The following is a 25,890-nucleotide window of genomic DNA, read 5'->3' on the forward strand; positions in this document are numbered from 1 at the left end:
GTTGCACCGTCGCCGCGTCGCCTACCGGTTTGCCCCGAGTGCTAAGGGATGGCCGCCCCAACGCGGGCCTTCCTATCGGGATTGCCGTTCAAAATCGAGGTCGCCCTGCCGTGCCGTCACCGTTTCCCAAACACGATTCCCCGTTCGCGGGGTCCGGTCCCGGCTTGACTTTGCCGCGCTGCCCATGTGTATCGGCCCGGACCCGAGACAAACCCCGAACCGCGCCGTTCCCGGCCCCGGAGAGCCAAAATGCACGCATATCGCAGCCATTCCTGCGCCGATCTGAGGAAATCCCATGTCGGAGAGACCGTCCGCCTTGCCGGATGGGTCCACCGCATCCGCGATCACGGCGGGGTTCTCTTCATCGACCTGCGCGATCACTATGGCGTAACGCAGGTGCTGTGCGACTCTGACAGCCCGGTTTTCAAGGCCGTGGACGGCTTGCGCGCCGAATATTGCGTGCGCATCGACGGCGAGGTGAAGGCGCGCGATGCGAGCCTCGTGAACGCGAAACTCCCCACCGGCGAGGTCGAGGTCTATATCCGCGACATGGAAATCCTCGGCGCGGCGTCCGAGTTGCCGCTCCAGGTGTTCGGCGATCAGGAGTATCCCGAGGAGACGCGCCTGCGCTACCGCTATCTCGACCTGCGCCGCGAGGCGATGCAGGCCAACATGGTGCTGCGCTCCGACGTGGTGGCCTCGATCCGCAAACGCATGTGGGACAAGGGGTTCCGCGAGTTCCAGACGCCGATCATCACTGCCAGCAGCCCCGAGGGCGCGCGCGACTTTCTGGTGCCCTCGCGCCTCCATCCCGGCAAGTTCTACGCCCTGCCGCAGGCCCCGCAGCAGTTCAAGCAGCTCATCATGGTGTCGGGGTTCGACAAGTATTTTCAGGTGGCACCCTGTTTCCGCGACGAAGACCCCCGCGCCGACCGTTCGCCCACCGATTTCTACCAGCTTGACATGGAAATGTCCTTTGTCGAGCAACAGGACGTATTCGACACCGTGGCCCCGGTGATCGCGGGCGTGTTCGAGGATTTCGGCGGCGGCAAGGCGGTCGATGCGCCCGAGAGCTGGCCGCAGATCCCCTATGCCGAGGCGCTCTTGAAATACGGCACCGACAAGCCAGACCTGCGCAACCCGATTGAAATGCAGGACGTGAGCGAGCATTTCCGGGGGTCCGGTTTCGCCATCTTCGCGAAATTGCTGGAGCAGGACGGCACCGAGGTGCGCGCCATCCCCGCGCCCACGGGCGGCAGCCGCAAGTTCTGCGACCGCATGAATGCGTTTGCCCAGAAAGAGGGGCTGCCGGGGATGGGGTATATTTTCTGGCGGAAACGCGAAGTCAAGTTTGCGACAACTGAAGCACTTGAAAGGGTCAGTGCTCTAGAGAAAATCCTCAACTCACTGCTTCCCGACGAAGACGCGACGCCGGATGAAGTCACAACTCGGAACCTTATCGAAGCTTATTCCGAACTAGCGAGGTTAGCGTCTGAGGCCGCGACTATCGAATCCGATGCCGTTGATAGAATGAACAGAGCGTTGGAAAACGGTAATGTTCGTCGTGCTGAACTCCTTTACAATGCTTACTTCGGTGACTTCGAAGCCGCAGGCCCTCTCGCCAAGAATATCGGCCCCGAGCGGACCGAGGCCATTCGCCAGCAGCTTGGCCTTGGCGTGGGCGATGCGGCGTTTTTCCTTGGCGGCAAGCCGCAGGCGTTCGAGCGGGTGGCCGGCAAGGCGCGCACGGTGATCGGCGATGAATTGGGGCTGAGCGATCAGGACCGCTTTGCCTTTGCCTGGATCGTCGATTTCCCGATGTATGAGCGCGACGAGGACAGCGGCCGCGTCGATTTCAGCCACAACCCGTTTTCCATGCCGCAGGGCGGGCGCGACGCCCTCGACGGCGATCCGCTGGGCGTGCTGGGCTATCAGTACGACCTTGCCTGTAACGGGTATGAATTGGTCTCTGGCGCGATCCGCAACCACCGCCCCGAGATCATGTTCAAGGCGTTCGAGTTGGCGGGCTATGGCGAGGAAGAGGTGCGCAAGCGGTTCGGCGGCATGGTGGGCGCGTTCCAGTATGGCGCGCCGCCTCATGGCGGCTGTGCGGCGGGGATCGACCGCATCGTGATGCTGCTGGCGGGCACATCGAACATCCGCGAGGTGATCATGTTCCCGATGAACCAGCGCGCCGAGGATCTGATGATGAACGCGCCCTCCGATCCCACGCCCGAGCAACTCATGGAGCTTGGCCTGCGGGTGCTGCCGCAGGCGTAAGCGGCTCAGATCGCCACCGGCTCGGCCAGCCGCGCCTCGATCAGGCCCATGACATGCGCCAGCCCCGCCTCGGGTCCGTGCCCGGTCAGGCCGCTTGCGGCCTGTGCCAGCGCCGGATCGCCCGCCGCCTGCGCCACGCCGATGAGGAACTGCGCGGCATAGGACAACGCCGCCGCACCGGGGCGGGCGGCCAGCACCGCGTGGACATGCTCGAGGTCGTCGCGATAGGCAAGGCGATCGGGCGTGATGCGTTCCTGTGACAGCGCATAGGGCCCGACCGGGCAGCGGTCCGGCGGCAGGTGGCGCAGCATCGCCTGTTGGAATTCCGCCAGCCGCACCATCGGCTTGGGCAGGAACCCGTCCGCGCCCGCGCGCCGCGCCGCGCCGCCAAGCCCGACATCGCCGCTCGTCGCGAGAATCACCGAGATGCGCGGGCGCGCGGCGCTCATGGTCCTGATCAGATCGAGGCCGGACCCATCCGGCAACCCCGCATCGACGATCATCACCGAGGGACGGTAGACCTGCAAATGCCGATGCGCCGCGCGCAGGCTGTCGGCGCGGCGCAGGCGCGCGCCGCTGCGCAGGCACATCAGGCGCAGCGCCTCGGAGGCAAAGCGGCTGTCCTCCACCACCAGCACCGTCAGCCCCAGAAGGGGACGGGCGGGCAGGGTGGCGCAGGGGCGGGGGCGCGTATCCGGGTCGATCATCGCAGGGCTCCTTTCGGGACGAGAACGCCCCCAGCTTGCCCGCTCATGATGAACGCGGGGTTAATGGCCCTCTGCGGCGCCCTGCCGCTTGAAAGCGGCCCGCGCCCGCGCCATAACCCCGCCAGACCAGCCAGAAGGAAGCGCCCCATGATCGGACGTCTCAACCATGTCGCCATCGCCGTGCCCGATCTCGAGGCCGCAAGCGCACAGTATCGTGATGCGCTCGGCGCAAAGGTCGGCGCGCCACAGGACGAACCCGACCACGGGGTCACGGTCGTGTTCATAGACCTGCCCAATACCAAGATCGAACTGCTCTATCCCTTGGGCGAGGAGAGCCCGATCAAGGGGTTTCTGGACAAGAACCCCTCGGGCGGCATTCACCATGTCTGCTACGAGGTCGAGGACATCATCGCCGCGCGCGACCACCTTCTGGCCAGCGGCGCGCGGGTGCTGGGCACGGGCGAGCCGAAAATCGGCGCGCATGGCAAGCCGGTTCTGTTCCTGCACCCCAAGGATTTTCAGGGGTGCCTTGTGGAACTGGAGCAGGTCTGATGGGTGTCACCTCGGCCATCGTGCTCTATGTGGTGATCTGGTTCCTGACGTTTTTCATCGTGCTGCCGATCCGCATAGAGACGCAGGGCGATCTGGGCCGGATCGTGCCCGGCACGCAGGCCGGTGCGCCGGAGCATCATCACCTGCGCAAAAAGGCGTGGATTACTTCCGGGATTGCTGCCGTGCTCTGGGCCATCGCGGCCTGGGTGATCCTGTCGGGCGTAATCTCGGTGCGCGATATCGACCTGTTCAACCGGATGGGCCCTGCCGCCGGATAGCATGGTAGATATGGGTGAAGGTCGCGGCCCCCAGCACCGGGATCACCAGGTTCACCAAGGGCAGCGAGAGCGGCATCGCCATGAGCACCCCCGCCGCCCAGATCGTCAGGCGGTGTTTCCTGCGCAACTGACGCGCCCCCTCGCGCCCCTCGCGGCGCATGGCGGCCAGTTGGAAATACTCCATCCCCAGAAGATAGCCGTTCAGACCCCAGAAGATGAAAAGAGCGAACGGCGTGAAGATCACGTAGAGGATGAGCGCGAGAAGGTTCGCGCCGATGATGACGCCAAGGAAATTCACCGTGTCCTTGAGCGCCTCGCCAAGCGGCACGGGCGACGCGGGCGGCAGGGACGGGTAATGGCGATCCTCCACCGCCTGCGCCACCTCGTCGAGAAACATCGAGGTGATGGCCGAGGCGACCGGCACCATGAGAAAGGCCGAAAGGATCATCATCAGCAGCAGTGACGCGCCGCTCAGCAGGTCGCCCACCCATGTCACCTCGCCGATGAACGGCAGCACCGTGCTGTCGCCCACTGTCGCCTGAATGAGCCAGAGCACACCTGCATAGACCGCAACAAGCAGGGCCAGTGTCAGCCCGATACCAAGCAGCAGCACACGGCGAAAGCGCGGGTCGCCGGTCTGGCCGAGTGTCTTGAGGAAGGCCGGAAAAATCATTCTGTCATCCAGGTGATCACCGCCTCGGGATCGGGGCGCGGCCGTTCGGGGGGGGCGGCGGTCTCGGTGCCGATGTGGATGAAACCGACGATGGTCTCATGCTCTGCGAGCCCGAGCGCCGCCTCGGCAAAGCCCCGGTCATGGCTGGCCCAGCCTGACAGCCAGTTCGCCCCCCAGCCCGCCGCCAGCGCCGCGCTCAGAAGGCCGTAAGCCACGCAGGCGGCCGAATAGGTCTGTTCGATGGCGGGAATCTTCTCGGAGGGTTTCGGCGACGCGATCACCGCCACGGCAAGATGCGCCTCGGCGAATTGGGCCTCCTGCTTGGCGGTATCCTCGGGCGCGCGCGCCAGCCGCGCGCCCACCTCGGGCACGAGCGCCGCCAGCCGCAACAGCGCCGCGCGCTCCAGCACCACAAGGCGCCAGGGCTCCAGCTTGCCGTGGTCGGGCACGCGCAGCGCCGCCACCAGAAGCGGCAGAAGCGCCGCGCGGTCGGGCACCGGCAGGCCAAGCGTCTTGGCCGGGCGCGACCGGCGTGTTTGCAGGAATGTCAGCGCGGCGGGGTTGGGATCGGGCATCGGCTCTCTCGCATCTGTTGCCCCTCCCATGTCGGCAACCGCGCGCGCGGGGTCAAGCCCCGGTGTGGATTACATCCACCAGCGCGCCCTGTCGTGGCGGGCCAGCCAGCCGCCGATGCTGAAATGGTCGCGCCGGACGAGCAGCACGAGCGCGATGAAGGCGCCCAGCACCGCAAGGTCGATGACCTGATTGCGGTTCACCGGAAAGCCGCGATCGTTGAGCGCGAAGGGGTCGAAAAACCCTTCCCAGCGGCGGGTGACGGTGAAAAAATGCATCAAGAGCAAACTGCCATAGCTGAAATAGCGGAATACCCCGAGCGCCACGAGCCCGCAAAGCGCGATTTGCAGGCCCCCCATCGCGTAGACCTGTGCCAGGCTCACGTCGACCCCGTCGAAATGCCGCGCAAGGCTTTGATATTGCTTGGGGGTAATGATCTTGTGCGCGGCCCAGAGGAACACGAACCACGCCAGCCCCAGCCGCAGGATCAAGAGCGCCAGACCGTCGAGCCGGTCCTGCGGGGTAAGGCGGAGCCGTGCGTCCATCGGTGTTCCCTCGGGTGTTTCGCGTCGCTGGCCGGTTGACCAGCGTGCCTTGCCTAATGGCTTGGTCCTGCGGTCGCAAGTCACATGGCGGCGAGGGATGTAAGAGGCACCGGACGGCGCGCGCGCTCGGGGCGTGTGACGAAAGCCTCGCGTGTCACGACACGGCCGGACAGGTGCCTGCTATCGCAGTTTCAGCGTCGCCAGCCCGATGATCGCCAGGATGAGCGCGATGATCCAGAAGCGGATGACGATCTGCGGCTCGGCCCAGCCCTTTTTCTCGTAATGGTGGTGGATCGGTGCCATCAGGAACACGCGCTTGCCGGTGCGCTTGAAATAGAGCACCTGGATGATGACCGAAAGCGCCTCGACCACGAAGAGCCCGCCGACGATGCCGAGAACCAGCTCGTGCTTTGTGGCCACCGCGATGGCCCCGAGCGCGCCGCCAAGCGCCAGGCTGCCGGTATCGCCCATGAAGACGGCGGCAGGCGGGGCGTTATACCACAGAAAGCCGAGGCCGCCGCCCACCAGGCCCGCGACGAAGATCAGGATCTCGCCGGTTCCGGGCACGTAATGCAGGCCGAGATATTCGGTAAAGTCCGTCCGTCCCACCGTGTAGGCGATGACGCCAAGCGTGGCCGAGGCGATCATCACCGGCATGATCGCCAGCCCATCCAGCCCGTCGGTGAGGTTGACGGCATTGGCCGCGCCCACGATCACGAACATCGCAAACGGGATGAAGAAAACCCCCATGTTCAGCAGCACGTCCTTGAACACCGGCAGGGCCAGTTGATTTTGCAGCGCGTCGGGGTGGTGATACCCCGCCCAGAGCGTTGCGACGAGCGCGATGGCGAAGCCCAGGGCAAGCCGCACGCGGCCCGGCACGCCCTTCACATTGCCCTTGGAGACCTTGGCGAGATCATCGGCAAAGCCGATCATCGCAAAGCCGAGGGTGACGAACAGCACGAGCCAGACATAGGGATTGTCAAGCCGCGCCCAGAAGAGGGTCGAGGTGACCAGCGCGCCGACGATCAGGAGCCCGCCCATGGTGGGCGTGCCGGCCTTGGCGAAATGGGTCGCAGGGCCATCCTCGCGGATCGGCTGGCCCTTGCCCTGACGGCGGCGGAGCACGTTGATCAGCGGTTGCCCGAAGATAAAGCCGAACACCAGCGCGGTCAGGAAAGCGCCGCCCGCGCGAAAGGTGATGTAGCGGAAAAGGTTGAAGATATCGCCCCCGTCCGAGAACAGTGTCAGCCAGTAGAGCATTACCCGCGTTCCTCTTCCATGCCCCGGCCCGCGCGGCGCAGCGCCGCGACGACAAGGCTTACCTTGCTCCCCTTGGAGCCTTTGACCAGCACCACATCGCCCGCGTCGATCAGGCGATGCGCCTCGGCCGCCAGATCCTCGGCGGTCTTGACACAGCGCCCGCGCTTCTGCTCGGGCAGCGCCTCCCAGAGGGCGCGCATCCGGGGGCCCACGCAATGCACCTCGTCCACCGTCTGCATCGCGGGCAGGGCGGCAAGCGCGGCGTGGAGCGCCGTCTCGGTCTCGCCCAGTTCCAGCATGTCGCCCAGAATGGCGATGCGCCGCCCTTGCGAGACGCGGCCCACGTCATGGCGCGGGGTGCTCGCGGCCAGCACCTCAAGGGCTGCGGCCATGGATTCGGGGTTGGCGTTGAAGGCGTCGTCGATGAGGTCGATGCTCATGCCATCGGCGGCCAGATCGAGCACCAGCCGCTCGCGCGTGCCGCGCCCCTCGGGCGGCGACCAGCGCGCCAGATCGGCAATCGCCACCGCCCGGTCAAGGCCCAGCAGATGCACCACCGCCAGCACCGCCAGCCCGTTCATGGCAAAATGCCGCCCCATCGTGCCCACCTTGTAAAGCAGCGGCGTGCGCCAGGCGCGCGCCCGCGCCACCGTCGCGCCGTCATGCAGCTTGACCGAGAGCAGGCGATGATGCGCGCCCCGCGCCGTGCCGAAGCCCAGCACGCGCGCGGCATGGCGCGCGGCGCTCTCGCGCAGGATGGGGGCGGTTGAAATATCGGTGTTCAGGACAGCCACGCCGCCCGGCTCCAGCCCCTCGTAGATCGCGGCCTTCTCCCGCGCGATGCCCTCAAGGCTCTCGAACGCCTCCAGATGGGCGGCGGCGACCGTGGTGATCACCGCGATATGGGGCCGCGCCATGCGCGAGAGCGGCGCGATTTCTCCGGGATGGTTCATGCCGATCTCGATCACGGCGAACTCGGTATCCTCGGGCATCCGCGCCAGCGTCAGCGGCACACCCCAGTGATTGTTGTAGCTGGCCTCGGCGGCATGGGTGCGGCCCTGATGCGAGAGCACCGCGCGCAGCATCTCCTTGGTCGAGGTCTTGCCGACCGAACCGGTCACGGCGATGACCCGGCCCCGCATCCGGGCGCGGCCCGCGCGCCCCAATGCCTCGAGCGCGGCTTGCACGTCCTCGACCAGAAGGAGCGGCGCGTCGGCGGTGACACCTTCGGGCACGCGGCTCACCAGCGCCGCCGCCGCCCCCCCGGCCAGCGCCTGCGCCACGAACTCATGCCCGTCGCGTGCCGCGCTGAGCGCCACGAAAAGATCGCCGGGTTGCAATGTGCGCGTGTCGATGGAGACGCCCAAAGCGGCCCAGTCGCCCGTGGCTCGGCCCCCGGTGGCCAATGCCGCCTCGGCTGCGGTCCAGAGGCTCATGCCACGCCCCCGTCAAGCACGGCGACGGCGAGGCTGGCCTGTTCGGCATCGTCGAAGGGCAGCACGTCCTGCCCGATAACCTGACCGGTCTCATGCCCCTTGCCGCAAATCAGCAGTGCATCGCCGGGCCCGAGCGCATCGACGCCGCGCAGGATCGCCTCGGCGCGGTCGCCCACCTCGAGCGCGCCGGGACAGCCCGAGAGGACGGCGGCGCGGATCGTGGCGGGGTTCTCGGAGCGGGGGTTGTCGTCGGTCACGATCACCGCATCGGCGAATTGCGCGGCGGCCTGTCCCATCAGCGGGCGCTTGCCCCGGTCGCGGTCACCGCCCGCGCCGATGATGGCGACAAGCCGCCCCATGACATGCGGGCGCAGCGCGCGGATGGCTGTCGAGACGGCGTCGGGGGTATGGGCATAATCGACGAAGACCGCCGCGCCATTGCCGCGCGTCGCGGCCAGTTGCATCCGCCCGCGCACCGTGGTCATGCCCGGCAGTTCCGCCAGCACGCGCGCGGGGTCCGCGCCCGCGCCGATGGCAAGCCCTGCCGCGAGCGCCACGTTTTCGGCCTGGAACCCGCCGATGAGGTCAAGGCGTATCTGGTGGATGCGGTCCTCCCACGCGAGCCGGATCACCTGACCGGTGGCGTCGAAGCGTTGCGCGAGAAGGTGCAGATCGGCGCCATCGCGGCGCCCGACGGTCAGAAGATCCTGCCCCCGGTCGGTGGCAATCTCGGCCATGCGCGCGCCATTGGGGTCGTCGATATTGATCACCGCCACGCCGCTCTCGGGCAGGACGCGGGCGAAGAGGCCCGATTTGGCCTGAAAATAGCTCTCGAAATCGGGGTGATAGTCGAGATGGTCCTGCGTGATGTTGGTAAACCCCGCCGCCACGAGGCGCACCCCGTCAAGCCGCGCCTGCGCAAGACCGTGCGAGGAGGCCTCCATCGCGGCATGGGTCACGCCCTGCGCCGCGCAGTCGGCCAGCACGCGGTGAAGTGTGATCGGCTCGGGGGTGGTGTGGGAGAGCGGCGCGCGCACCGCGCCTTCCACCCCGGTGGTGCCGAGATTGACCGCGTCAAGCCCGAGCGCTTCCCAGATCTGGCGGGTGAAGGTGGCGACCGAGGTCTTGCCGTTGGTGCCGGTCACGGCCACCATGGTTTCGGGTTGCGCGCCGAACCAGAGGGCTGCGGTAAAGGCGAGCGTCTGGCGCGGGTCCTCGGCCACGACAAGCGCCGCCTGATGCAAGCCGAGCGCGTCGGCGGCAAGACGTGCGCCCGTCGCATCGGTGAGGATCGCCGCCGCACCCTGCGCAAGCGCCGCGTCGATGAAGCGCGCGCCATGAACCTGCGTGCCCGGAAGCGCCGCGAACAGCATCCCCTCGCGCACCGCGCGGCTGTCGGTGGCAAGCCCGGTGATGCGCGCCTGTCGCCCGCCTTGCGCTGTCAGGCCAAGCTCTGTCAGTGTCCGTATCTGCCCCACGCGCACCATCCGCCCTTACTGAGATGCGGGCCTTATAACAGGCACTCCGGCGTGTTCAATCGTGGGTCTGAGTCCCAACAGCGGCGCGGTGCGGCGGATGATTTCGGCGGCAACGGGCACGGCGGTCCAGCCCGCGGTGCGGCGCGCTTCGCTGCCGGAGGTTTCCACCGGCTCGTCCAGCGTGACGACGAGCACGTATTTCGGATCATCGGCGGGGAACATGCCCGCGAAACTGGCGATGACCTTGTCCTTGTAATAGCCGCCGCCCCTGGCCTTGGGTTTGTCGGCGGTGCCGGTCTTGCCGCCCACGGCATAGCCTTCCACCTCGGCCAGGCTGGCCGTGCCCTCGCTCACCACCTTGCGCATCATGTCGCGCATGGCGGCCGATGTCGCCTCGGATATGACGCGAGGCCCCGGTGTGCGGGTCGGGTCGCGCAATAGCGTCGGCGTCACAAGCCGCCCGCCGTTGACGATGGTGGCATAAGCGGCGGCAAGGTGCATCGGGCTGGTCGAGAGGCCGTGACCGTAGGAAATGGTCATGGTCGACAACTCCGACCAGTTTTTCGGCAAAAGCGGGCCGCTGCCCGATGCCTCGCTGATCTCGAGCGGCGAGGGCTGCATGAAGCCGAGCGCGTCGAGAAAGGTTTTTTGCCGCGCGCCGCCGATCTGGAGCGCGATGCGCGCGGTGCCGACGTTGGAGGATTTCACCAACACCTTTTCCGCGCTGAGTTCGGGGCCGTAATTGCGGAAATCGCGGATGCGGAACTTGCCCCACTGCATCGGGCTGCGCGTGTCGATGACGGTGGCGGGGGTCACCAGACCCAGATCCAGCGCCTGCGCCAGCGCGAAGACCTTGAAGGTCGAGCCAAGCTCGTAGACACCCTGCACTGCGCGGTTGAAGAGCGGGCTGTCATCGGGATTGCCTTCCGTGGGCAGGGGCGGGCGTTTGTTGGGATCGAAATCGGGCAAGGAGGCGACCGCGATCACCTCGCCCGATTGCGCGTCCATCAGGATGCCGGCGGCACCCTTGGCATTCATGATCTTCATGCCGCCCAAAAGGACCCGCTCCATCGCCGCCTGCACACTGAGGTCCAGCGAGAGGATCAGCGGTTCATGCGCGCGGGCAGGGTCGCGCAGGCGCTCGTCAAGCTGTTTTTCGATCCCCGCGACGCCCACCACCTCGGCGGCGTGCACGCCCTCGCGGCCAAAGCTGGCACCGCCCATGACATGCGCGGCCAGACGCCCATTGGGGTAAAGCCGCATCTCGCGCGGACCAAAGAGCAAGCCCGGCTCGCCGATGTCATGCACCGCCTGCTTCTGTTCGGGGCTGAGGGTGCGGCGGATCCAGAGAAACTTGCGCGTGCCGGTGAAATCGCGCAGTAGGCGCTCGCCGTCGAGATCGGGGAAAATCTCCACCAGCGTTTCGGCGGCGCGCACCGGGTCCACCATCTGATGCGGCTGGGCATAGAGGCTGTAGGTGTCGAGGTTGGTTGCCAGAACGCGGCCTTGCCGGTCCACGATATCGGCGCGCTGGGCGTGAATTTGTGCGCCTTCGCTGCTGATGCGCGGCTCGGCGGGTTCGGATTGTGCCAGCACCGCCATCTTGCCGCCTACGGCGGTGAAACCGATGAAAAACAGCCCCGCAAGCACCAGAAGCCGCCCCTCGGCGCGGCGGCGCGCGCGGTCGCGCATTTCCTCGTGGCGCAGGCGGATATTCTCGCGCTCGATGGCGTCGGGGTTCTCGCCCTTGCGGCGCGCTTCGAGGATACGCGCCAGCGGGCGCAGCGGCGTGCGGATCATGGCAGTTGCTCTTCGGTGTTGGAGACATCGACCGGATTGTTGAGAATCAGCGCCGCCGGGGCCGGATAGGCCACCTGATCGATGCGCCCGAACTGGTGCGGTTGCAGCGGCATGAGGCCGAGCCGGTCATAATTCATCTCGACCAGATCCATCAGCCGGTCGGGCCGGTTGAGATAGGCCCATTCGGCGTTGAGCATCCGAAGCCGCTGGCGTGCCTCGGCGATGCCTGATTGCAGGCGTTCGGCCTCTGCAATCGCGGCCTGGGTGCGGTAATTCTCGCGGTAGGCCCAGAAGGCGAGGCCGATCACGGCAAGCGCCGTCAGAACATGGAGCAGGCTGCGCATCATTTCTCTCCCTTCAGCATGGGCAGGCCGAGCGCGGCGGGGTCCGAGAGGCCGGGGGCTGCGTCGGTGCGGATGCCGATGCGCAGCCGGGCCGAGCGCGCGCGGGGGTTGTCGGCCAGTTCCGCGTCATCGGGCGCGATGGCCTTGCGGGTCCTGAGCGTGAATTGCGGTGCCTCGCGCTGCGTCTCGGGGGCGTGACGGCTGCCGCCGCCCTGCGCGCCCGCGCGGGTCTGCAAGAAGCGTTTCACGATCCGGTCCTCGATGGAATGAAAGGTGACGACCGCCAGTTGCCCGCCGGGTTTGAGCGCGCGCTCGGCCGCCTCCAGCCCGCCCATAAGGGCGCGGTATTCGTCGTTGACGGCGATGCGGATGGCCTGAAAGCTGCGGGTCGCGGGATGTGCCTGGCCGGGTTTGGCGCGCGGCAGGCAGCGCTCGACGATGGCGGCCAGTTGGGCGGTGGTCTCGATGGGCGCTGTTTCGCGCGCGCGCAGGATGGCGCGGGCGATGCGTCGGCTCGCGCGTTCCTCGCCGTAAAGATAAAGGATATCGGCCAGTTGCGCCTCGGCGGCGGTGTTGACCAGATCGGCGGCGCTTGGCCCTTCCTGGCTCATCCGCATGTCAAGCGGGCCGTCGCGCATGAAGGAAAAGCCGCGCGTCGCCTGATCAAGCTGCATCGAGGACACACCGAGATCGAGCACCACGCCGTCGAGCGCCTCGGCATGGCTGTCCATCGCCGCGAAATTGTCCTGCACCAGCCGCAGCCGGTCGCCGTAGGGCGCACCCCAGTCCCGCGCCATGGCGATGGCCAGCGGGTCGCGGTCCACGCCGATGACCTGATCGGCACCCGCCTCCAGAAGCCCGCGCGCATAGCCCCCGGCGCCCAGCGTGCCATCAAGCCAGGTGCCACGCACGGGGGCGACGGCGGCCAGGAGCGGGCGCAAGAGGACCGGGATGTGAGGGGCGGGCGAGGCAGGGGCAGCGGCGGCCATGGCTCAGCCCCCGTCGGGCGTGTCGAGCAGGGTGAGCGGGTCGAAATCCTCGGGGAATTCGTCAAGCCATTCGGTGACATCGGCAAGGCGCTTGGCCTGATAGGTCTCGGGCTTCCAGATCTGGAACGTGTCGCCCGCCGCGATGAAGAACGCCTCGTCCTCGAGATCGAGCTTCTTGCGCAGCTTGGCGGGCAGCACGATGCGGCCCGTGTCATCGACCGAGGTGGGGAGCGACTGTCCCTGGAACATGTGTTCGAGCAGGCGGCGCGGTTTGGAGCCGCGCGGCAGGCGGGCGATTTTCTCGTCCACTTCCTGCATCGCCTCGATGGTGAAACATTCAAGGAAATCGCGGCGGTGGTCGCCATAGACGATGATCAGTTCGGGCTGTTTTCCGGCGCTCCAGTTGGGATCGCTGTCCTGGATCACGGGGCGAAAGAGCGCGGGGATCGACACCCGGCCCTTGGCATCCACCTTTACGGTGTTTTCGCCTCTGAATATCCGACCCACTGTCCCGATGGCCTCTTTTGGTGCCCCCGGTTGATACCCGGTCCCCCTGACGGAAAACGGCGGGTTGATCTGCTGCCACTGATCAACCCGCCGCCCTCGTCCCGCCTAGCGGGGTTTCCGACTGCGCGCGCCACCTGGGGGGATGTCTGCTCGCTCGCGCGCCGGATTCTTATGCGATGAAGCTGGGTGCCTGTATGAAACCTGACTTGGGAGATTGTTTCGGGGTCTTGTTGCCCCTTCGTCTGTCCCGTCCTCATCGTGGTCCTTGGATAGCATGGTATTTTCTCCCACTGCAAACATTTTTTGAGCTTTCTTTCGATGGCGCGCCTGCTGGGATATCTTGGGAAACAAGGGGATACGTCATTAGTTGGTCAATTTTGGATCATGTGGTGCTTTTTTATAAAATATATCCAATATATTGTGTTTCATCTTAAGGTATAAACGTCCCACGATTTCCCAAGCAATCTACGGATATCGATGTTGCCCCATGGTTTCCCAACCGTCTGACAGGGCCTCAACAGGCGAAATTCATCGAATCACGCCTGCGAATCACCGTCAATGCGGGTTTCGGCGCGCCTGTCCCGGAAACGACAAAGGCCCCGCCGGGGCGGGGCCTCAAGACGCATGGGGCACGGGATCAGCTCAGCGCGCGGCGCAGCCCCGGAAGGTGGCGCAGCACCAGCACGTCAAGCGCCAGCACCGCGACCAGCGTCAGACCCGCCAGCGGAAACGCGAGCGACACCGCCAGCCCCACCAGCGCCGCGCCCTGCCACATCGGCAGATCGCGCGGCAGGGGCGGGGCAACAAGGCGCGCGGCCCCGGCAGGCCGCCGCTTCCACCACATCACCACCGAGGAGACACAGAGAAACAGCACCGCGAGGCAAAACACCGTATTTGCCAGCACGCTCCAGAGCCCCATCGTGCCCATGTGCAGCGCGATGCCCACGGCCATCGCCTTTCCCGCCAGCGAGTAATCGCCATAGCGCACATCGGCGAGGATATTGCCGGTATACTGGTCCACATGCACCGTGCGGTCCGAGGTCGGGTCGGTATCGTCGGTGTTCATCGAGTCGCGGCCCAAGGTCCAGACCCCGGTCTCGCCTTGGGGCAGGTTGAGCTGATAGCGCGCATCGAATCCGATCTGCCGCGCGAGCGCGTCGAGCGTGTCGATGGTCACCGCGCCGCTCACGCCCTCATGGCCCGCATGGCTGCCCGAGGCGGGCATGGGCGTGCGTTCGAGCGCCCAGGGCACCTCCTTGCGGTCGTGGTTCATGCTGGCATGGATATCGTCCGAGAGCGGCACGCTGTCCCATTTCTCGGCCGGAAACTGGCTCCAGGCCTGCACCAGCTTTTCGCCCCAGACCCCCGACCAGGCGAGGCCGGAGACAAGAAAGAACGCCAGCACGATGGAAATCCAGAAGCCCAGCACCCCGTGCAGCGACCGCCAGAGCGCGCGGCCCCGGCCCAAGGTAGGGATGAGCGCCGCGCGCCACCCGGCCTCGCGCGGCCACCACATGTAAAGGCCGGTCGCGATCAGCACCATGCCCAGAGAGGCGGCGATTTCCAGCATCCGGTCGCCGGTCACGCCCAGCATCAACTCGGAATGGACACCATCGGCGAAATCATACCAGCCTTGCCGTCGTGGAAACTGCGCCAGCACCTCGGCGCGGTAGGGATCGACCACGACCATGGTCGCCTCGCCGCCCTGATCGACGCGGAAAATCGCCGCCAGATCATCGCGGCGCGGGGCCACGTATTGCTTGAGCGTGCCGCCCGGAACGGCCGCCACCGCCGCTTGGGCCTGCACCGAGACAGCAAGCGGCGCATCGAGCGGTTGCACCACGGTGCGCTCGCCGTCGCGCCCGTCGATCCAGGCGATCCACAGCATCATCAGCCCGGTCACGGCCAGGATGCAGAAGAACGGGATCACGAACAGCCCGGCATAGAAATGCCACCGCCAGGCCGCAAAATAAAAGGCGTTGGTGCCGCGCGCGCTCTCGGGCGGGGCACAGGTCTGATCAATCGAGGTCATGGAGCAACTCCATCGCAGGCGCCCCGCATCGCGGCGGCGCAGGTTGAAAAGGACTGGTTCGGGAAATCTCAGGCGCGCGGCGGTGCGCGGGTCTGTGGCAGGCCATGCGCCAGGCGGGCAGGGCGGATCTGCGCCTCGGCCGGGGTTGCCGGCGCGCGCACCGGGCGTGGCCAGACATCGGGCGCGCGCCCCGGCTCAGGCAGCACCATGGCCGCCGCGATGCGGCAGGCCTCGCAGCCATTGGTGCCGCTCTCATGCTTTGCGGGCGCGTGATCCCCGGCACCGCCGCCATGGGCGCAGAGGTCCCCGGCAGAGCCGCCCGCCGCCAGATAGGCCGCGTAATCCGCGTCCGGCAGCCCCCCGCCGCGATGCGCAAAGCCGACAGCGGCCAGCGCCACCGTCAGGACGGCCACGAGCAGGGCCGCGGTCAAAGGGCTTCGATCAATCCGCATCTTGTCCGATAGCCTGCCATGACCGCCAGACCCGCGCCAGCCTCAATCGCCGTCCGCGCCCAGCCATTTATACATCACCAGCGCATCGACCAGCCCCGCCTCGGGGTGGCGGAAGGCGTGCGGCAGGCGGCCCACGGTCGCAAAGCCCAGGCTTTGCCAGAGCGCGACGGCCCCCTCGTTGGTCTCGACCACGAAATTGAACTGCATCGCCAGATAGCCCATGGCGCGGGCCTCCTCGATGGCATGCTCGCAGAGCGCGCGCGCCACGCCGCGCCCGCGCGCCGCCTCGGCCACCACGAAACCCGCATTGCAGACATGCGCTCCACCGCCCGCCTGATTGGTCTTGATGTAGGCGGTGCCCAGCACTTCGCCCCCCGCCTCGGCAAGATAGGTGGCGCGCGGGGCTTCCATCCAGAGCGCGCGCACCGCCTCGGCATTGAGGTTTAGGTCGAGCGCATAGGTGTCGCCCGCGCGGATCACCGCGCGCAGCATGGGCCATAGCGCGTCGAAATCACCCGGACGCGCCAGCCGGATCGTGACGTCATCCATTCACATCCACCACCACGCGGCCCTTGACCTGTCCCTTGAGGATTTCGGCCCCGAGGCGTGGCAGATCACCGAGGCTGGCGGGCACGATCATCGCCTCGAGCTTGTCCATCGGCAGGTCGCGCGCGATGCGGCCCCAGGCGCGCAGGCGGTTGTCATAGGGCTGCATCACGCTGTCGATGCCCAGAAGGTTCACGCCGCGCAAAAGGAAGGGAATGACCGTCGCGGGCAGGCCCGCGCCGCCCGCAAGGCCCACGGCGGCGACGGAGGCCCCGTATTTCATCTGCCCCAGCACCCGCGCCAGCATCGCGCCGCCCACGGCATCGACGCAGCCGGTCCAGGTCTCGGCTTCCAGCGGGCGCTTGACCGTCTCGTTCAGCTCCTCGCGCGGCACGATCTGCGTGGCCCCCAGCGACCGCAGGTAATCGGCGGTCTCGGGGCGGCCCGTCACCCCCGCCACCTCATGCCCGAGATTGGCGAGGATCGCGGTCGCCACGGACCCGACACCGCCCGCAGCCCCCGTCACCAGCACGGGCCCGTGCCCCGGCTTCAGCCCGTGATCCTCCAGCGCCATGACGGCCAGCATCGCGGTAAATCCTGCGGTGCCCACGGCCATCGCGGCCCGCGTGTCCAGCCCTTCGGGCAGCGGCACCAGCCAGTCGGCCTTCACCCGCGCCTTTTGCGCGTAGCCGCCCCAATGCGCCTCGCCCACGCGCCAGCCGGTCAGTACCACCTTGTCGCCGGGCTTGTAACGCGCGTCGCGGCTTTCCTCGACGATTCCGGCGAAATCAATCCCCGGCACGTGCGGATATTTGCGCACAAGGCCGCCCCCCGGCCCGATGCAGAGCCCGTCCTTGTAATTCACGGTGGAATACTCGACCGCGACGAGCACCTCGCCATGCGGCAGATCCTCCACGGAAATCTGTTTCACCGCCGCAGATGTCTTGCCGCTTTCCTCGTCCTTCTCGACGACCAATGCGTTGAACATATCGCTCTCCATGTCATTCGCAGGGCCAGCCCCCCGCTTCATCTTGCCAAAAATATCCCGGGGAGTGTGAGGGGCTGGCCCCTCACTCCCCCTCTCAGGCCCAGAACCCCGCCTGCACCACGCCGCGCCGCTCGCCATCCGGCGCCATGACCCGCAGGTCGGTGCCCGCCTCCCAATCGGTCATCCGCACCATGCCGATGGCCACGTTGACCTGATGATCCGGCGACCACGCGGCGGAACTCACGCGCCCCACCCGCTCGCCCCGCTCCGACAGCACCGGCCACCAGTCCACACAGGGCGGCACCGCGCCGCCCTCGATGGCGATGGCGCGGATTTGTTGCACCGGCCCTTCACGAGCCACCCGCAAGAGCGCATCGCGCCCGATGCAGCCGATCGCCGTGTGGGTGTTGCAGAACCGGCCCAGCCCGCATTCATGCGGCGTGTTGTCGTCGGTCATGTCGTTGCCATAGCTCAGCAATCCGCCCTCGATCCGCTCGATCAGGTTGGGACAGCCCGCGCGCACGTCCCACGGCTTGCCCGCCTCCATCAGGGCGTTCCACAGCGGCATCCCTATATCGCCGCCCTCGACATAGATCTCATAGCCGCCCTGCTTGGAATAGCCCGAACGCGCGATCACCATGTCGCGGCCCTGAAAATCGAACATCCCGAACCGAAAGAAGCGGATATCGCGCACCGCGTCGCCAAAGACCGCCGCCATCAGATCGTCGGCACGCGGTCCCTGCACCGCCAGCGGCGACACGTCCGGCTCATCCACCAGCACATCGAGCCGCCAGCCCTGCACGATCCCCTTGACCCAGTAGAGCAGGTCCGAATCGGCAATCGAAATCCACCAGCGATCCTCGGCCAGTTTCACGGCGACGGGATCGTTGAGCATCCCGCCGGTCTCATCGACGATGGGCACGTAATAGCATTGCCCCGGCATCATCCCCCGCAAATCGCGCGGCGTCAGCATCTGCATGAGGCGGCCCGCATCCGGGCCGCGCAACTCCACCTGCCGCTCGCAGGCCACGTCCCAGACCTGCACCGCCTGCTTGAGATGGCGATAATCCTCCTCGATGGAGCGGAACACGGTAGGCAGCAGCATGTGGTTATAGACCGTGTAGGCCCTGACCCCCGCCGCCTCGACCCCTTGGGAAAACGGCGTGCGGCGCAACCGGCGCGAGGGCGACAGCAGCACCATCAGCGCGGGCCTTTCCAGTCGATCTGGCAGATTTCCGCGCTGCGCCCGTCGAAATCCCACACCCGGCCAAAGGCGCGCACGCGGCCCTTGGTGGCGGTGGCGACGGTGATATCCGGCCCCATCCAGTATTCGGTGTTGGTGACAACGATATCCTGACCGCCATGGCCCGGAACGGGGATCACCTCGCCCTGGATCTTCTTGCCCACCATCAGGCGGCGGGCATTGCCCTCGGTCTCGAAGATGACCGGCGCGCGCTCGGCGCCCAGAAACTCGCTCACCAGCACCCCGAAGAGGCCGGTGGTGCCGCGCGCCTTGCCGCTGAAAATATTGACCAGCGCCTCATAGCCTGCCTCGCTCGCGCGCTCGTCGATGAAGGCCGCCGCCTTCCAGTTGCCGCGCGCCATCAGGCCGGGGATTTCCAGCATCAGGCCGACGTTCAGCCCGCTCAGATCCTCGTCGCCGTAATGGCCCTCGTCGATGCGCACGCCCGACCAGGCCTGACAGTAGCCTTCCGTCGGCGCGTGTTTGCCAAGGCTCACCACGCAGGGGCAGAACACCGTGCAGTTGCAGTTGAGGATCAACTCCCCCTTGATCGCCCACGGGACTGTGCCCACCGTATCCAATGCCATATCCGGTCTCCTCTCTCAGATTGATGTGAACAGAACCCAGCCCGACGCGGCCAGCAGCGCCACGCCGAGCGGGCGGGTGAGCCAAGCGCCGATCTGCGGCAGTTTCTCCAGAACCATGATCACCGTGGCCAGCCCCATGAAGGCAAGGTTCATCACGCCCCCGACAAAGGCCAGCGCCATCAGCGCCCAGCAGCATCCCAGGCACACCAGCCCCAGCCGCACGCCGTTGTGGAGCGCGCCCTCGTCCCAATGCTGCATGAAGAAGGACAGCGGGCGGCGGCATTTGGACAGGCAGGCTTCCTTGGCGGGGCTGAACTGATAGGCCCCGGCTACGGCCAGCAGAACCGCCGACAGGATACCCGACCGGCTATCCCCGAACGCCGTCAGCAACCCGGCCTGAAACAGCGCCATCTGCGCGCCCGCCGCCAGCACCGAAAACCCCAGCCAGACCGACAGATACCCCGCCACCAGCGCGCCCAGCCGCGTCTCGCCCGCGTGGCCCAGATCCTCGTAGGTGGCGAAGGCCGGGAGCGCCGTGGGGGCCATCATCGCCGCCGACATCAGCGCCCACATCAGGATGATCCGGCCAAACCCGGCGGCATCGGGCGTGACGATGCACAGGCTTTGCAGGAAATCCGCGCCGTATATCTGCGCGCCCTCGCGCAGCGCGGCGGGCAGCGCCATCGCGTAAAGCAGCCCCCAGGCCCCGAGGATCAGCGCATAAAGCAGCAGCCAATGCCCGCCCCCCATCCGCCTGACCTGTGCCGCGATCATCGCTGCTTCCCCCGACTCATCCCTTGCATTCAAATTGTCAGACATTTAAATGTAAGACAAATGAAAATTGATCCCGACAACAAGGCCGACCTCTCGGCCCAGATCGCCGAGGCCATCCGCGAGGAGATCATGGCCGGGCGGCTCATTGTCGACGAACGCCTGCCCTCCGAGGCCGAACTCGCCGATCACTTCGCGGTCTCACGCCCCACGGTGCGCGAGGCGCTGAAACGCCTTGCCGCGCAATCGCTCATCCGCACCCAGCGCGGTGCGTTCGGCGGGGCCTTTGTCAACCGGCTGAGCTACACGGAGGCTTACGGTCAGCAGATCACCACCGCGACGCTGCTTTTGAGCATGAACGCGATCAGTTTCGATGTCGCCTGCGAGGCGCGCTATGCGCTGGAACGTGCCTGCACGCCCTTGGCGGCCCTGCGCCGCACGCCCGACACGCTGGCGACGATGCGCGCCGAGATTCACCGGCAGGGGCAGCCGGGGTTGACGGACGAGGCGTTCTGCGCCTCGGACGTGGCCTTTCACCGCGCACTGGTGGACAGCGCGGGCAACCCGGTGCTCAGCTACCAACTCGCGGGCGCGGTCGAGGCGATGCAGCCTCTGATGAACATGATCACCTTCACGGCGCGGTCGCGCGAGGTGATCGTGGGCTTTCACACCCGGATTGCCGATGCGCTTGAGGGACACGAGGCCGAGGCGGCGCTGGCGGCGCTGAGCGCGTTGGAAGCCTATACGCTCACGCTGGGGCGCGACGTGATGGCGGCACGCGCGCGGCCGAAGCGGTAGGGCCTGGCCTGACGGGGCCGGTTGGGATTTGCTCCCGGCGCGGCTCTCTTCGCAACCGCTCCCGGCCAGTCCCCCTCTTACCCCCGCGCCGCAATCGCCTGGCCCGCCGCCCAGCCCGAGGACCAGGCCCATTGGAAATTGTAGCCGCCCAGCCAGCCGGTCACGTCCACCGCCTCGCCGATGGCAAATAGACCGGGCAGGTGGCGCGATTCCATGGTGGCCGAGTCGAGCCCATGGGTGGCGATGCCGCCCAGCGTCACCTCGGCGGTGCGGTAGCCCTCCGAGCCGGTGGGCTTCATCTCCCAGCCGCGCAGCGCCGTGACGAGCGCGCCCAACCGGGCGTCGGACTGGTCTCCGAGATTGCCCGAAAGGGCCAGCGAGGGGGCGAGGTGGGTCACAAGCTTGCCCGGCAGATGCTGGCCCAGCACGGTGGTCAGGTTACGTTTGCCCTGGCTCTGGCGGTCTGCCCGCAGGGTCTCGTAAAGCGCGCCCCCGGGGTCGAGATCGAGCGTGATCGCCGTCCCCTCGCGCCAGAAGGACGAGATTTGCAGGATCGCGGGCCCCGAAAGCCCGCGATGGGTAAAGAGCGCCGCCTCCTCGAAGGCCACGCCGTCGCAAGCGGCGCGCACGGGCAGGGCCACGCCCGAGAGCGCGGCAAAGGGCGCGTCCGAGAAGGTCAGCGGCACAAGGGCGGGGCGGGTTTCGGTCAGCGCGTGGCCGAAGCGCTGCGCGACCTCGTAGGCGAGGCCCGTCGCGCCCATCTTGGGGATCGACTTGCCCCCCGTGGCCAACACGAGGTGGCGGGCCGTGACGGTAACGCGCGCCCCCTCGCGGTCGAGCACGGCGCGAAAGCACTGGCCGTCATGGTCGATCCCGACCACCCGCGTCGAAAGCCAAAGATCGGCACCCGCCTGCCGCGCCTCGGCGACCAGCATTGCGACGATCTGCGTCGCGCGCCCGTCGCAGAAAAGCTGCCCCAGTGTTTTCTCGTGCCAGCCGATGCCATGGCGCGACACGAGGTCGATGAAATCCCACTGGGTATAGCGCGCCAGCGCCGATTTGCAGAAATGCGGGTTCTGCGACAGGAAATTCTCTGGCCCCGCATGAAGATTGGTGAAATTGCACCGCCCGCCGCCGGAAATGCGGATCTTTTCGCCCGGCGCGCGCGCATGGTCGATCAGCAGCGCGCCCGGACCGGCATGAGCCGCGCACATCAGCCCCGCGGCGCCTGCGCCAAGGATGAGGGTCGTAACCGCGTTCGTCATGATCCGCCTGTGACGCGAAAACCCGCCCATTGGCAAGAGGTTCTGGCGCAGGGGCCGAAATGCGGCTAGACTGTGCACCGAGACCCCGCAAAGGGGCGAACCTAATCGAGGCGGCAGGCAGATGACGGAAATGGTCTATGGGGCAGTGCCCCTGCGGGACGCAGAGCCCGTTCTCCCCCGGTGGTGGCGCACGATCGACAGATGGTCGTTCTTCTCGGTGCTCATTCTCTTTGCCATCGGTATTCTGCTGGGGCTGGCGGCCTCGGTGCCGCTGGCGGAAAAGAACGGCTTTGCGCCGTTTCACTACGTTCAGCGACAGATGTTCTTTGGCGGGCTGGCACTTGTTGCCATGATGCTTGTCTCGATGCAGCGCCCCGAGACGGTGCGCAGGCTGGCGGTGCTGGGGTTTTTCGGCGCGCTGCTGGCGCTGATGTGTTTGCCGGTCTTCGGCACGGATTTCGGCAAGGGGGCGGTGCGCTGGTATAGCCTCGGGTTCGCCAGCGTTCAGCCCTCGGAATTTCTCAAGCCCGCATTCGTCGTCGTCGCGGCCTGGATGATCGCGGCCAGCTACGAGATCGGCGGCCCGCCGGGGCGGCTCTGGTCTTTCGCCCTCATGGTGGTGATCCTGGGCTTTCTGGCGATGCAGCCCGATTTCGGGCAGGCGGCGCTGGTGCTGTTCGGTTGGGGGGTGATGTGGTTCGTGAGCGGTGCGCCGGTCACCCTTCTGTTGATCATGGCCGGGGCGGTGGTGGCGGCGGGCACGCTGGCCTATGCCAATTCCGAGCATTTCGCGCGTCGCATCGACGGGTTTCTCAGCCCCGAACTCGATCCCACGACGCAGCTTGGCTTTGCCACCAACGCGATCCGCGAGGGCGGATTGTTTGGCGTAGGCGTGGGCGAGGGGCAGGTGAAATGGTCGCTGCCCGATGCGCATACGGATTTCATCATCGCGGTGGCGGCAGAGGAATACGGCCTCGTGCTGGTGATGGTCGTCATCGCGCTCTACGCGGGGATCGTCGTGCGCTCCTTCCTGCGGCTGATGCGCGAGCGTGATCCGTTCATCCGCCTCGCGGGCACCGGCCTTGTGGCGATTTTCGGCGCGCAGGCGATGATCAACATGGGCGTGGCGGTGCGGCTTCTGCCCGCCAAGGGGATGACCCTGCCGTTCGTCAGTTATGGCGGCTCGTCGCTGGTGGCGGGGGGCATTGCCCTGGGGATGCTGCTGGCCTTCACGCGGACGCGCCCGCAGGGGCAGATCGGCGATATCCTGCGGGGACGGCGGTGAGCGCGCCGCTTCTGATCATCGCGGCGGGCGGCACCGGCGGGCACATGTTCCCGGCGCAGGCGCTGGCGGAGGTGATGCTGCGGCGCGGCTGGCGGGTGCGTCTGAGCACGGACGCGCGCGGCGCGCGCTACGTGGGCGGTTTTCCCCATTCGGTCGAGATCGTGCAGGTGGCAAGCGCCACATTCGCGCGCGGCGGGATCGTGAACAAGCTGCTGGCACCGCTGCATATCGCGGGCGGCGTGCTTGGCACGGTGGTGCGGATGTGGCGCGAGAAACCGGCCATGGTGGTGGGCTTCGGCGGCTATCCGAGCATCCCGGCGCTGGCGGCGGCGACCCTGTTGCGCCTGCCGCGCATGGTGCACGAACAGAACGGCGTGCCGGGGCGGGTGAACCGGCTTTTTGCCCCCCGCGTCGATCTGGTGGCCTGCGGCACCTGGCCCACCACCCTGCCCGAGGGGGCGAGGTCTGAGCATGTGGGCAACCCGGTGCGCACGGCGGTGCTGGAGCGTGCGGGCGCGCCCTATATCCCGCCGGGCGATTACCCGATGTCGGTGCTGGTGATCGGCGGCTCTCAGGGCGCGCGCATCCTGAGCGATGTGGTGCCCGGGGCCATCGCCGCGCTGCCCGAGGAGATTTTGCGCAATGTCCGCGTGAGCCATCAGGCGCGCGACGAGGACGGCACCCGCGTGGCGCGCGCCTATGCCGAGGCGGGGATCGACGCGGATGTTCAGCCGTTTTTCCGTGACGTGGCGCGGCGCATCTCCGAGGCGCAGCTGGTCATTTCCCGCGCGGGCGCATCAAGCCTTGCCGATCTGGCGGTGATCGGGCGGCCCGCGATCCTCATTCCCTTCGCCGCCGCTGCCGATGACCACCAGAGCGCCAATGCGCGCGGGTTGGTGGCGGCGGGGGCTGCGATCCTTATCCCCGAGAGCCGGCTTGACACCGCCTCGCTCGCCACGCAGATGGCGGCGGTTCTGGGCGATGCGCAAGGCGCGCGCCTGATGGCCGAGGCGGCGCGCTTGCAGGGGCGGCCCGAGGCCGCCGAGCGGCTGGCCGATCTGGTCGAAGAACTGGCAAAAGAAGGAAACTGATACCATGAATGCCGCCACCAAGCTGCCCACCGATGTGGGCCCTTTGCATTTCGTGGGGATCGGCGGCATCGGCATGTCGGGCATCGCCGAGGTGCTGCTGAATCTTGGCTATGACGTGCAGGGCTCGGACCTCAAGGCGTCGAAAATCACCGAGCGGCTGGAGAGCTTCGGCGCGCGGGTCTTTGTTGGCCAGCGCGCCGACAATCTGGACGGGGCCGAGGTGGTGGTCATTTCCTCGGCGATCAAACCGGGCAATCCCGAACTGGACGAGGCGCGCAGGCGTGGCCTGCCGGTGGTGCGCCGGGCCGAGATGCTGGCCGAGTTGATGCGCCTCAAGTCCAACATCGCGGTGGCGGGCACCCATGGCAAGACCACCACGACAACGCTGGTGGCGGAACTGCTGGTCAAGGGCGGGATCGACCCCACGGTGATCAATGGCGGTGTGATCCACGCCTATGGCAGCAACGCCCGGATGGGGCAGGGCGAATGGATGGTGGTCGAGGCCGACGAGAGCGACGGCACCTTCAACCGCCTGCCCGCGACCATCGCCATCGTCACCAATATCGACCCCGAGCATATGGAACATTGGGGCACGATCGAGAACCTGCGGCAGGGGTTTCACGATTTCGTAAGCAATATCCCGTTCTATGGTCTGGCCGTGTGCTGCACCGACCACCCGGAGGTTCAGGCGCTGGTGGGGCGCATCACCGACCGGCGGGTGATCACCTTCGGCTTCAACGCGCAGGCCGATGTGCGCGCCCTCAACCTGACATATCAGGCCGGTGTGGCGCGGTTCGACATCGCGCTTCAGGCCGAAGGCAAGCTGATCGAGGGCTGTTCGCTGCCCATGCCCGGAGATCACAACGTGTCGAACGCGCTCGCCGCCGTCGCCGTGGCGCGGCATCTGCGCGTGCCGCGCGCCGCCATCCGCGACGCACTGGCGAGTTTCGGCGGCGTCAACCGCCGCTTCACCCGCGTGGGCGAGGTGAATGGTGTGACCATCATCGACGATTACGGCCATCATCCGGTAGAGATCGCGGCCGTCCTGCGCGCGGCGCGGCAGGCCTCCACGGGCCGCGTCATCGCCGTGCACCAACCGCACCGCTATTCGCGCCTGTCGTCGCTCTTTGATGATTTCTGCGGCTGTTTCAACGAGGCCGACGTGGTGGGCATCGCCGATGTTTACGCGGCGGGCGAGGACCCCATTCCGGGGGCCTCGCGCGACGATCTGGTGGCGGGCCTCATCCGCCACGGTCACCGGCAGGCGGTGGCCGTCGCCTCCGAGGACGATCTTGAGCGGCTCGTGCGCGCAGAGGCGAAACCCGGCGACATGGTGGTGTGTCTGGGTGCGGGCACGATTTCTGCCTGGGCCAACGGGCTGCCTGCCCGGTTGCAGGCGGGGTGAGG

At 67.1% G+C, this 25,890-nt stretch carries 26 protein-coding genes; 7 read left to right on the forward strand and 19 right to left on the reverse strand.

The features are described 5' to 3' along the window. The first annotated feature begins 249 nt into the window (after positions 1-249). Positions 250-2,280, forward strand: coding sequence for an aspartate--tRNA ligase (gene aspS / locus ABIE57_RS12935; protein WP_354539447.1), 2,031 nt, complete (start codon positions 250-252; stop codon positions 2,278-2,280). A 5-nt stretch (positions 2,281-2,285) separates the two neighbouring features. On the opposite strand, the gene ABIE57_RS12940 is transcribed toward aspS, so the two are convergent. Further along, positions 2,286-2,987: a response regulator gene (locus tag ABIE57_RS12940; protein ID WP_354539448.1), complete on the reverse strand. Its 702-nt coding sequence runs from the start codon at positions 2,985-2,987 to the stop codon at positions 2,286-2,288. A 147-nt stretch (positions 2,988-3,134) separates the two neighbouring features. Here ABIE57_RS12940 and mce point away from each other — a divergent pair, with 147 nt between their 5' ends. Both mce and ABIE57_RS12950 read left to right on the forward strand, forming a co-directional pair. Continuing rightward, positions 3,135-3,539 carry a methylmalonyl-CoA epimerase gene (gene mce, locus ABIE57_RS12945; RefSeq protein ID WP_354539449.1) on the forward strand — a complete coding sequence of 135 codons (405 nt, stop codon included), beginning with the start codon at positions 3,135-3,137 and terminating at the stop codon, positions 3,537-3,539. Then, positions 3,539-3,817, forward strand: a complete 279-nt coding sequence (locus tag ABIE57_RS12950) for a DUF1467 family protein (RefSeq protein WP_354539450.1) — start codon at positions 3,539-3,541, stop codon at positions 3,815-3,817. The genes mce and ABIE57_RS12950 overlap by 1 nt, the downstream gene beginning before the upstream one ends. Here the strand turns inward: ABIE57_RS12950 and ABIE57_RS12955 are convergent. The 17 genes from ABIE57_RS12955 to ABIE57_RS13035 form a co-directional block, all read right to left on the reverse strand. Then, a complete protein-coding gene (locus tag ABIE57_RS12955; protein ID WP_354539451.1) occupies positions 3,789-4,490 on the reverse strand; it encodes an EI24 domain-containing protein in 702 nt (233 codons plus the stop codon). The genes ABIE57_RS12950 and ABIE57_RS12955 overlap by 29 nt on opposite strands. Further along, positions 4,487-5,065, reverse strand: coding sequence for a nitroreductase family protein (locus tag ABIE57_RS12960; RefSeq protein ID WP_354539452.1), 579 nt, complete (start codon positions 5,063-5,065; stop codon positions 4,487-4,489). Before ABIE57_RS12960 ends, ABIE57_RS12955 begins: the two co-directional genes overlap by 4 nt. A gap of 69 nt (positions 5,066-5,134) precedes the next feature. Then, on the reverse strand, positions 5,135-5,608 hold the full coding sequence (locus ABIE57_RS12965) for a hypothetical protein (RefSeq protein ID WP_354539453.1): 474 nt from the start codon (positions 5,606-5,608) through the stop codon (positions 5,135-5,137). 180 nt (positions 5,609-5,788) lie between these two features. Beyond that, positions 5,789-6,871, reverse strand: coding sequence for a phospho-N-acetylmuramoyl-pentapeptide-transferase (gene mraY / locus ABIE57_RS12970; protein WP_354539454.1), 1,083 nt, complete (start codon positions 6,869-6,871; stop codon positions 5,789-5,791). Further along, a complete protein-coding gene (locus ABIE57_RS12975) occupies positions 6,871-8,307 on the reverse strand; it encodes a UDP-N-acetylmuramoyl-tripeptide--D-alanyl-D-alanine ligase (RefSeq protein ID WP_354539455.1) in 1,437 nt (478 codons plus the stop codon). Before ABIE57_RS12975 ends, mraY begins: the two co-directional genes overlap by 1 nt. Further along, positions 8,304-9,785, reverse strand: coding sequence for a UDP-N-acetylmuramoyl-L-alanyl-D-glutamate--2,6-diaminopimelate ligase (locus ABIE57_RS12980; RefSeq protein ID WP_502950135.1), 1,482 nt, complete (start codon positions 9,783-9,785; stop codon positions 8,304-8,306). Before ABIE57_RS12980 ends, ABIE57_RS12975 begins: the two co-directional genes overlap by 4 nt. 15 nt (positions 9,786-9,800) lie before the next feature. Next, positions 9,801-11,585, reverse strand: coding sequence for a peptidoglycan D,D-transpeptidase FtsI family protein (locus ABIE57_RS12985; RefSeq protein ID WP_354539457.1), 1,785 nt, complete (start codon positions 11,583-11,585; stop codon positions 9,801-9,803). Continuing rightward, a complete protein-coding gene (ftsL, locus tag ABIE57_RS12990; RefSeq protein WP_354539458.1) occupies positions 11,582-11,929 on the reverse strand; it encodes a cell division protein FtsL in 348 nt (115 codons plus the stop codon). Before ftsL ends, ABIE57_RS12985 begins: the two co-directional genes overlap by 4 nt. After that, the gene (gene rsmH / locus ABIE57_RS12995) at positions 11,929-12,918 is read right to left on the reverse strand and encodes a 16S rRNA (cytosine(1402)-N(4))-methyltransferase RsmH (protein WP_354539459.1); all 990 of its coding nucleotides are present in this window, start codon (positions 12,916-12,918) and stop codon (positions 11,929-11,931) included. Before rsmH ends, ftsL begins: the two co-directional genes overlap by 1 nt. 3 nt (positions 12,919-12,921) lie before the next feature. Further along, positions 12,922-13,425, reverse strand: coding sequence for a division/cell wall cluster transcriptional repressor MraZ (gene mraZ / locus ABIE57_RS13000; RefSeq protein ID WP_354539460.1), 504 nt, complete (start codon positions 13,423-13,425; stop codon positions 12,922-12,924). A gap of 637 nt (positions 13,426-14,062) precedes the next feature. Further along, entirely contained in the window at positions 14,063-15,457 is a 1,395-nt protein-coding gene (locus ABIE57_RS13005; RefSeq protein WP_354539461.1) for a PepSY-associated TM helix domain-containing protein, read from the reverse strand. Between the two features lie 68 nt (positions 15,458-15,525). Next, positions 15,526-15,870, reverse strand: a complete 345-nt coding sequence (locus tag ABIE57_RS13010) for a hypothetical protein (protein WP_354539462.1) — start codon at positions 15,868-15,870, stop codon at positions 15,526-15,528. Positions 15,871-15,951: 81 nt separating this feature from the next. Continuing rightward, entirely contained in the window at positions 15,952-16,458 is a 507-nt protein-coding gene (locus ABIE57_RS13015) for a GNAT family N-acetyltransferase (RefSeq protein WP_354539463.1), read from the reverse strand. Further along, positions 16,451-17,443: an acryloyl-CoA reductase gene (acuI, locus tag ABIE57_RS13020; RefSeq protein ID WP_354539464.1), complete on the reverse strand. Its 993-nt coding sequence runs from the start codon at positions 17,441-17,443 to the stop codon at positions 16,451-16,453. The genes ABIE57_RS13015 and acuI overlap by 8 nt, the downstream gene beginning before the upstream one ends. A gap of 94 nt (positions 17,444-17,537) precedes the next feature. Beyond that, complete coding sequence (locus tag ABIE57_RS13025; protein ID WP_354539465.1) at positions 17,538-18,644, reverse strand: dimethylsulfoniopropionate demethylase; 1,107 nt, start codon at positions 18,642-18,644, stop codon at positions 17,538-17,540. Continuing rightward, positions 18,644-19,273, reverse strand: a complete 630-nt coding sequence (locus tag ABIE57_RS13030) for a DUF1326 domain-containing protein (RefSeq protein WP_354539466.1) — start codon at positions 19,271-19,273, stop codon at positions 18,644-18,646. Before ABIE57_RS13030 ends, ABIE57_RS13025 begins: the two co-directional genes overlap by 1 nt. Positions 19,274-19,288: 15 nt before the next feature. Continuing rightward, on the reverse strand, positions 19,289-20,023 hold the full coding sequence (locus tag ABIE57_RS13035; RefSeq protein ID WP_354539558.1) for a DUF2182 domain-containing protein: 735 nt from the start codon (positions 20,021-20,023) through the stop codon (positions 19,289-19,291). Positions 20,024-20,107: 84 nt separating this feature from the next. Here ABIE57_RS13035 and ABIE57_RS13040 point away from each other — a divergent pair, with 84 nt between their 5' ends. Further along, on the forward strand, positions 20,108-20,842 hold the full coding sequence (locus tag ABIE57_RS13040) for a FadR/GntR family transcriptional regulator (protein WP_354539467.1): 735 nt from the start codon (positions 20,108-20,110) through the stop codon (positions 20,840-20,842). Positions 20,843-20,919: 77 nt separating this feature from the next. Here the strand turns inward: ABIE57_RS13040 and ABIE57_RS13045 are convergent, their stop codons facing one another. Continuing rightward, entirely contained in the window at positions 20,920-22,107 is a 1,188-nt protein-coding gene (locus ABIE57_RS13045) for a BaiN/RdsA family NAD(P)/FAD-dependent oxidoreductase (RefSeq protein ID WP_354539468.1), read from the reverse strand. A gap of 121 nt (positions 22,108-22,228) precedes the next feature. Between ABIE57_RS13045 and ABIE57_RS13050 the strand changes: the two genes are divergently transcribed. The 3 genes from ABIE57_RS13050 to murC are packed head-to-tail and all read left to right on the forward strand — an operon-like array spanning position 22,229 to position 25,888. Then, entirely contained in the window at positions 22,229-23,392 is a 1,164-nt protein-coding gene (locus ABIE57_RS13050; RefSeq protein WP_354539469.1) for a peptidoglycan glycosyltransferase FtsW, read from the forward strand. Beyond that, on the forward strand, positions 23,389-24,483 hold the full coding sequence (locus ABIE57_RS13055) for a UDP-N-acetylglucosamine--N-acetylmuramyl-(pentapeptide) pyrophosphoryl-undecaprenol N-acetylglucosamine transferase (protein WP_354539470.1): 1,095 nt from the start codon (positions 23,389-23,391) through the stop codon (positions 24,481-24,483). The genes ABIE57_RS13050 and ABIE57_RS13055 overlap by 4 nt, the downstream gene beginning before the upstream one ends. Before the next feature lie 4 nt (positions 24,484-24,487). After that, the gene (murC, locus tag ABIE57_RS13060; RefSeq protein WP_354539471.1) at positions 24,488-25,888 is read left to right on the forward strand and encodes a UDP-N-acetylmuramate--L-alanine ligase; all 1,401 of its coding nucleotides are present in this window, start codon (positions 24,488-24,490) and stop codon (positions 25,886-25,888) included. Positions 25,889-25,890 lie beyond the last annotated feature (2 nt).

The sequence above is a fragment of the Roseovarius sp. MBR-6 genome (assembly GCF_040547525.1).
In the GTDB taxonomy this organism is placed as follows: domain Bacteria; phylum Pseudomonadota; class Alphaproteobacteria; order Rhodobacterales; family Rhodobacteraceae; genus Roseovarius.

Bases quoted from the DNA above. Each gene is read 5' to 3' on its own strand.
- aspS (WP_354539447.1), top strand. From the start codon at position 250: ATGCACGCATATCGCAGCCATTCCTGCGCCGATCTGAGGAAATCCCAT.
- ABIE57_RS12940 (WP_354539448.1), bottom strand. From the start codon at position 2,987: ATGATCGACCCGGATACGCGCCCCCGCCCCTGCGCCACCCTGCCCGCC.
- mce (WP_354539449.1), top strand. From the start codon at position 3,135: ATGATCGGACGTCTCAACCATGTCGCCATCGCCGTGCCCGATCTCGAG.
- ABIE57_RS12950 (WP_354539450.1), top strand. From the start codon at position 3,539: ATGGGTGTCACCTCGGCCATCGTGCTCTATGTGGTGATCTGGTTCCTG.
- ABIE57_RS12955 (WP_354539451.1), bottom strand. From the start codon at position 4,490: ATGATTTTTCCGGCCTTCCTCAAGACACTCGGCCAGACCGGCGACCCG.
- ABIE57_RS12960 (WP_354539452.1), bottom strand. From the start codon at position 5,065: ATGCCCGATCCCAACCCCGCCGCGCTGACATTCCTGCAAACACGCCGG.
- ABIE57_RS12965 (WP_354539453.1), bottom strand. From the start codon at position 5,608: ATGGACGCACGGCTCCGCCTTACCCCGCAGGACCGGCTCGACGGTCTG.
- mraY (WP_354539454.1), bottom strand. From the start codon at position 6,871: ATGCTCTACTGGCTGACACTGTTCTCGGACGGGGGCGATATCTTCAAC.
- ABIE57_RS12975 (WP_354539455.1), bottom strand. From the start codon at position 8,307: ATGAGCCTCTGGACCGCAGCCGAGGCGGCATTGGCCACCGGGGGCCGA.
- ABIE57_RS12985 (WP_354539457.1), bottom strand. From the start codon at position 11,585: ATGATCCGCACGCCGCTGCGCCCGCTGGCGCGTATCCTCGAAGCGCGC.
- ftsL (WP_354539458.1), bottom strand. From the start codon at position 11,929: ATGCGCAGCCTGCTCCATGTTCTGACGGCGCTTGCCGTGATCGGCCTC.
- rsmH (WP_354539459.1), bottom strand. From the start codon at position 12,918: ATGGCCGCCGCTGCCCCTGCCTCGCCCGCCCCTCACATCCCGGTCCTC.
- ABIE57_RS13005 (WP_354539461.1), bottom strand. From the start codon at position 15,457: ATGACCTCGATTGATCAGACCTGTGCCCCGCCCGAGAGCGCGCGCGGC.
- ABIE57_RS13015 (WP_354539463.1), bottom strand. From the start codon at position 16,458: ATGGATGACGTCACGATCCGGCTGGCGCGTCCGGGTGATTTCGACGCG.
- acuI (WP_354539464.1), bottom strand. From the start codon at position 17,443: ATGTTCAACGCATTGGTCGTCGAGAAGGACGAGGAAAGCGGCAAGACA.
- ABIE57_RS13025 (WP_354539465.1), bottom strand. From the start codon at position 18,644: ATGGTGCTGCTGTCGCCCTCGCGCCGGTTGCGCCGCACGCCGTTTTCC.
- ABIE57_RS13030 (WP_354539466.1), bottom strand. From the start codon at position 19,273: ATGGCATTGGATACGGTGGGCACAGTCCCGTGGGCGATCAAGGGGGAG.
- ABIE57_RS13035 (WP_354539558.1), bottom strand. From the start codon at position 20,023: ATGGGGGGCGGGCATTGGCTGCTGCTTTATGCGCTGATCCTCGGGGCC.
- ABIE57_RS13040 (WP_354539467.1), top strand. From the start codon at position 20,108: ATGAAAATTGATCCCGACAACAAGGCCGACCTCTCGGCCCAGATCGCC.
- ABIE57_RS13045 (WP_354539468.1), bottom strand. From the start codon at position 22,107: ATGACGAACGCGGTTACGACCCTCATCCTTGGCGCAGGCGCCGCGGGG.
- ABIE57_RS13050 (WP_354539469.1), top strand. From the start codon at position 22,229: ATGACGGAAATGGTCTATGGGGCAGTGCCCCTGCGGGACGCAGAGCCC.
- murC (WP_354539471.1), top strand. From the start codon at position 24,488: ATGAATGCCGCCACCAAGCTGCCCACCGATGTGGGCCCTTTGCATTTC.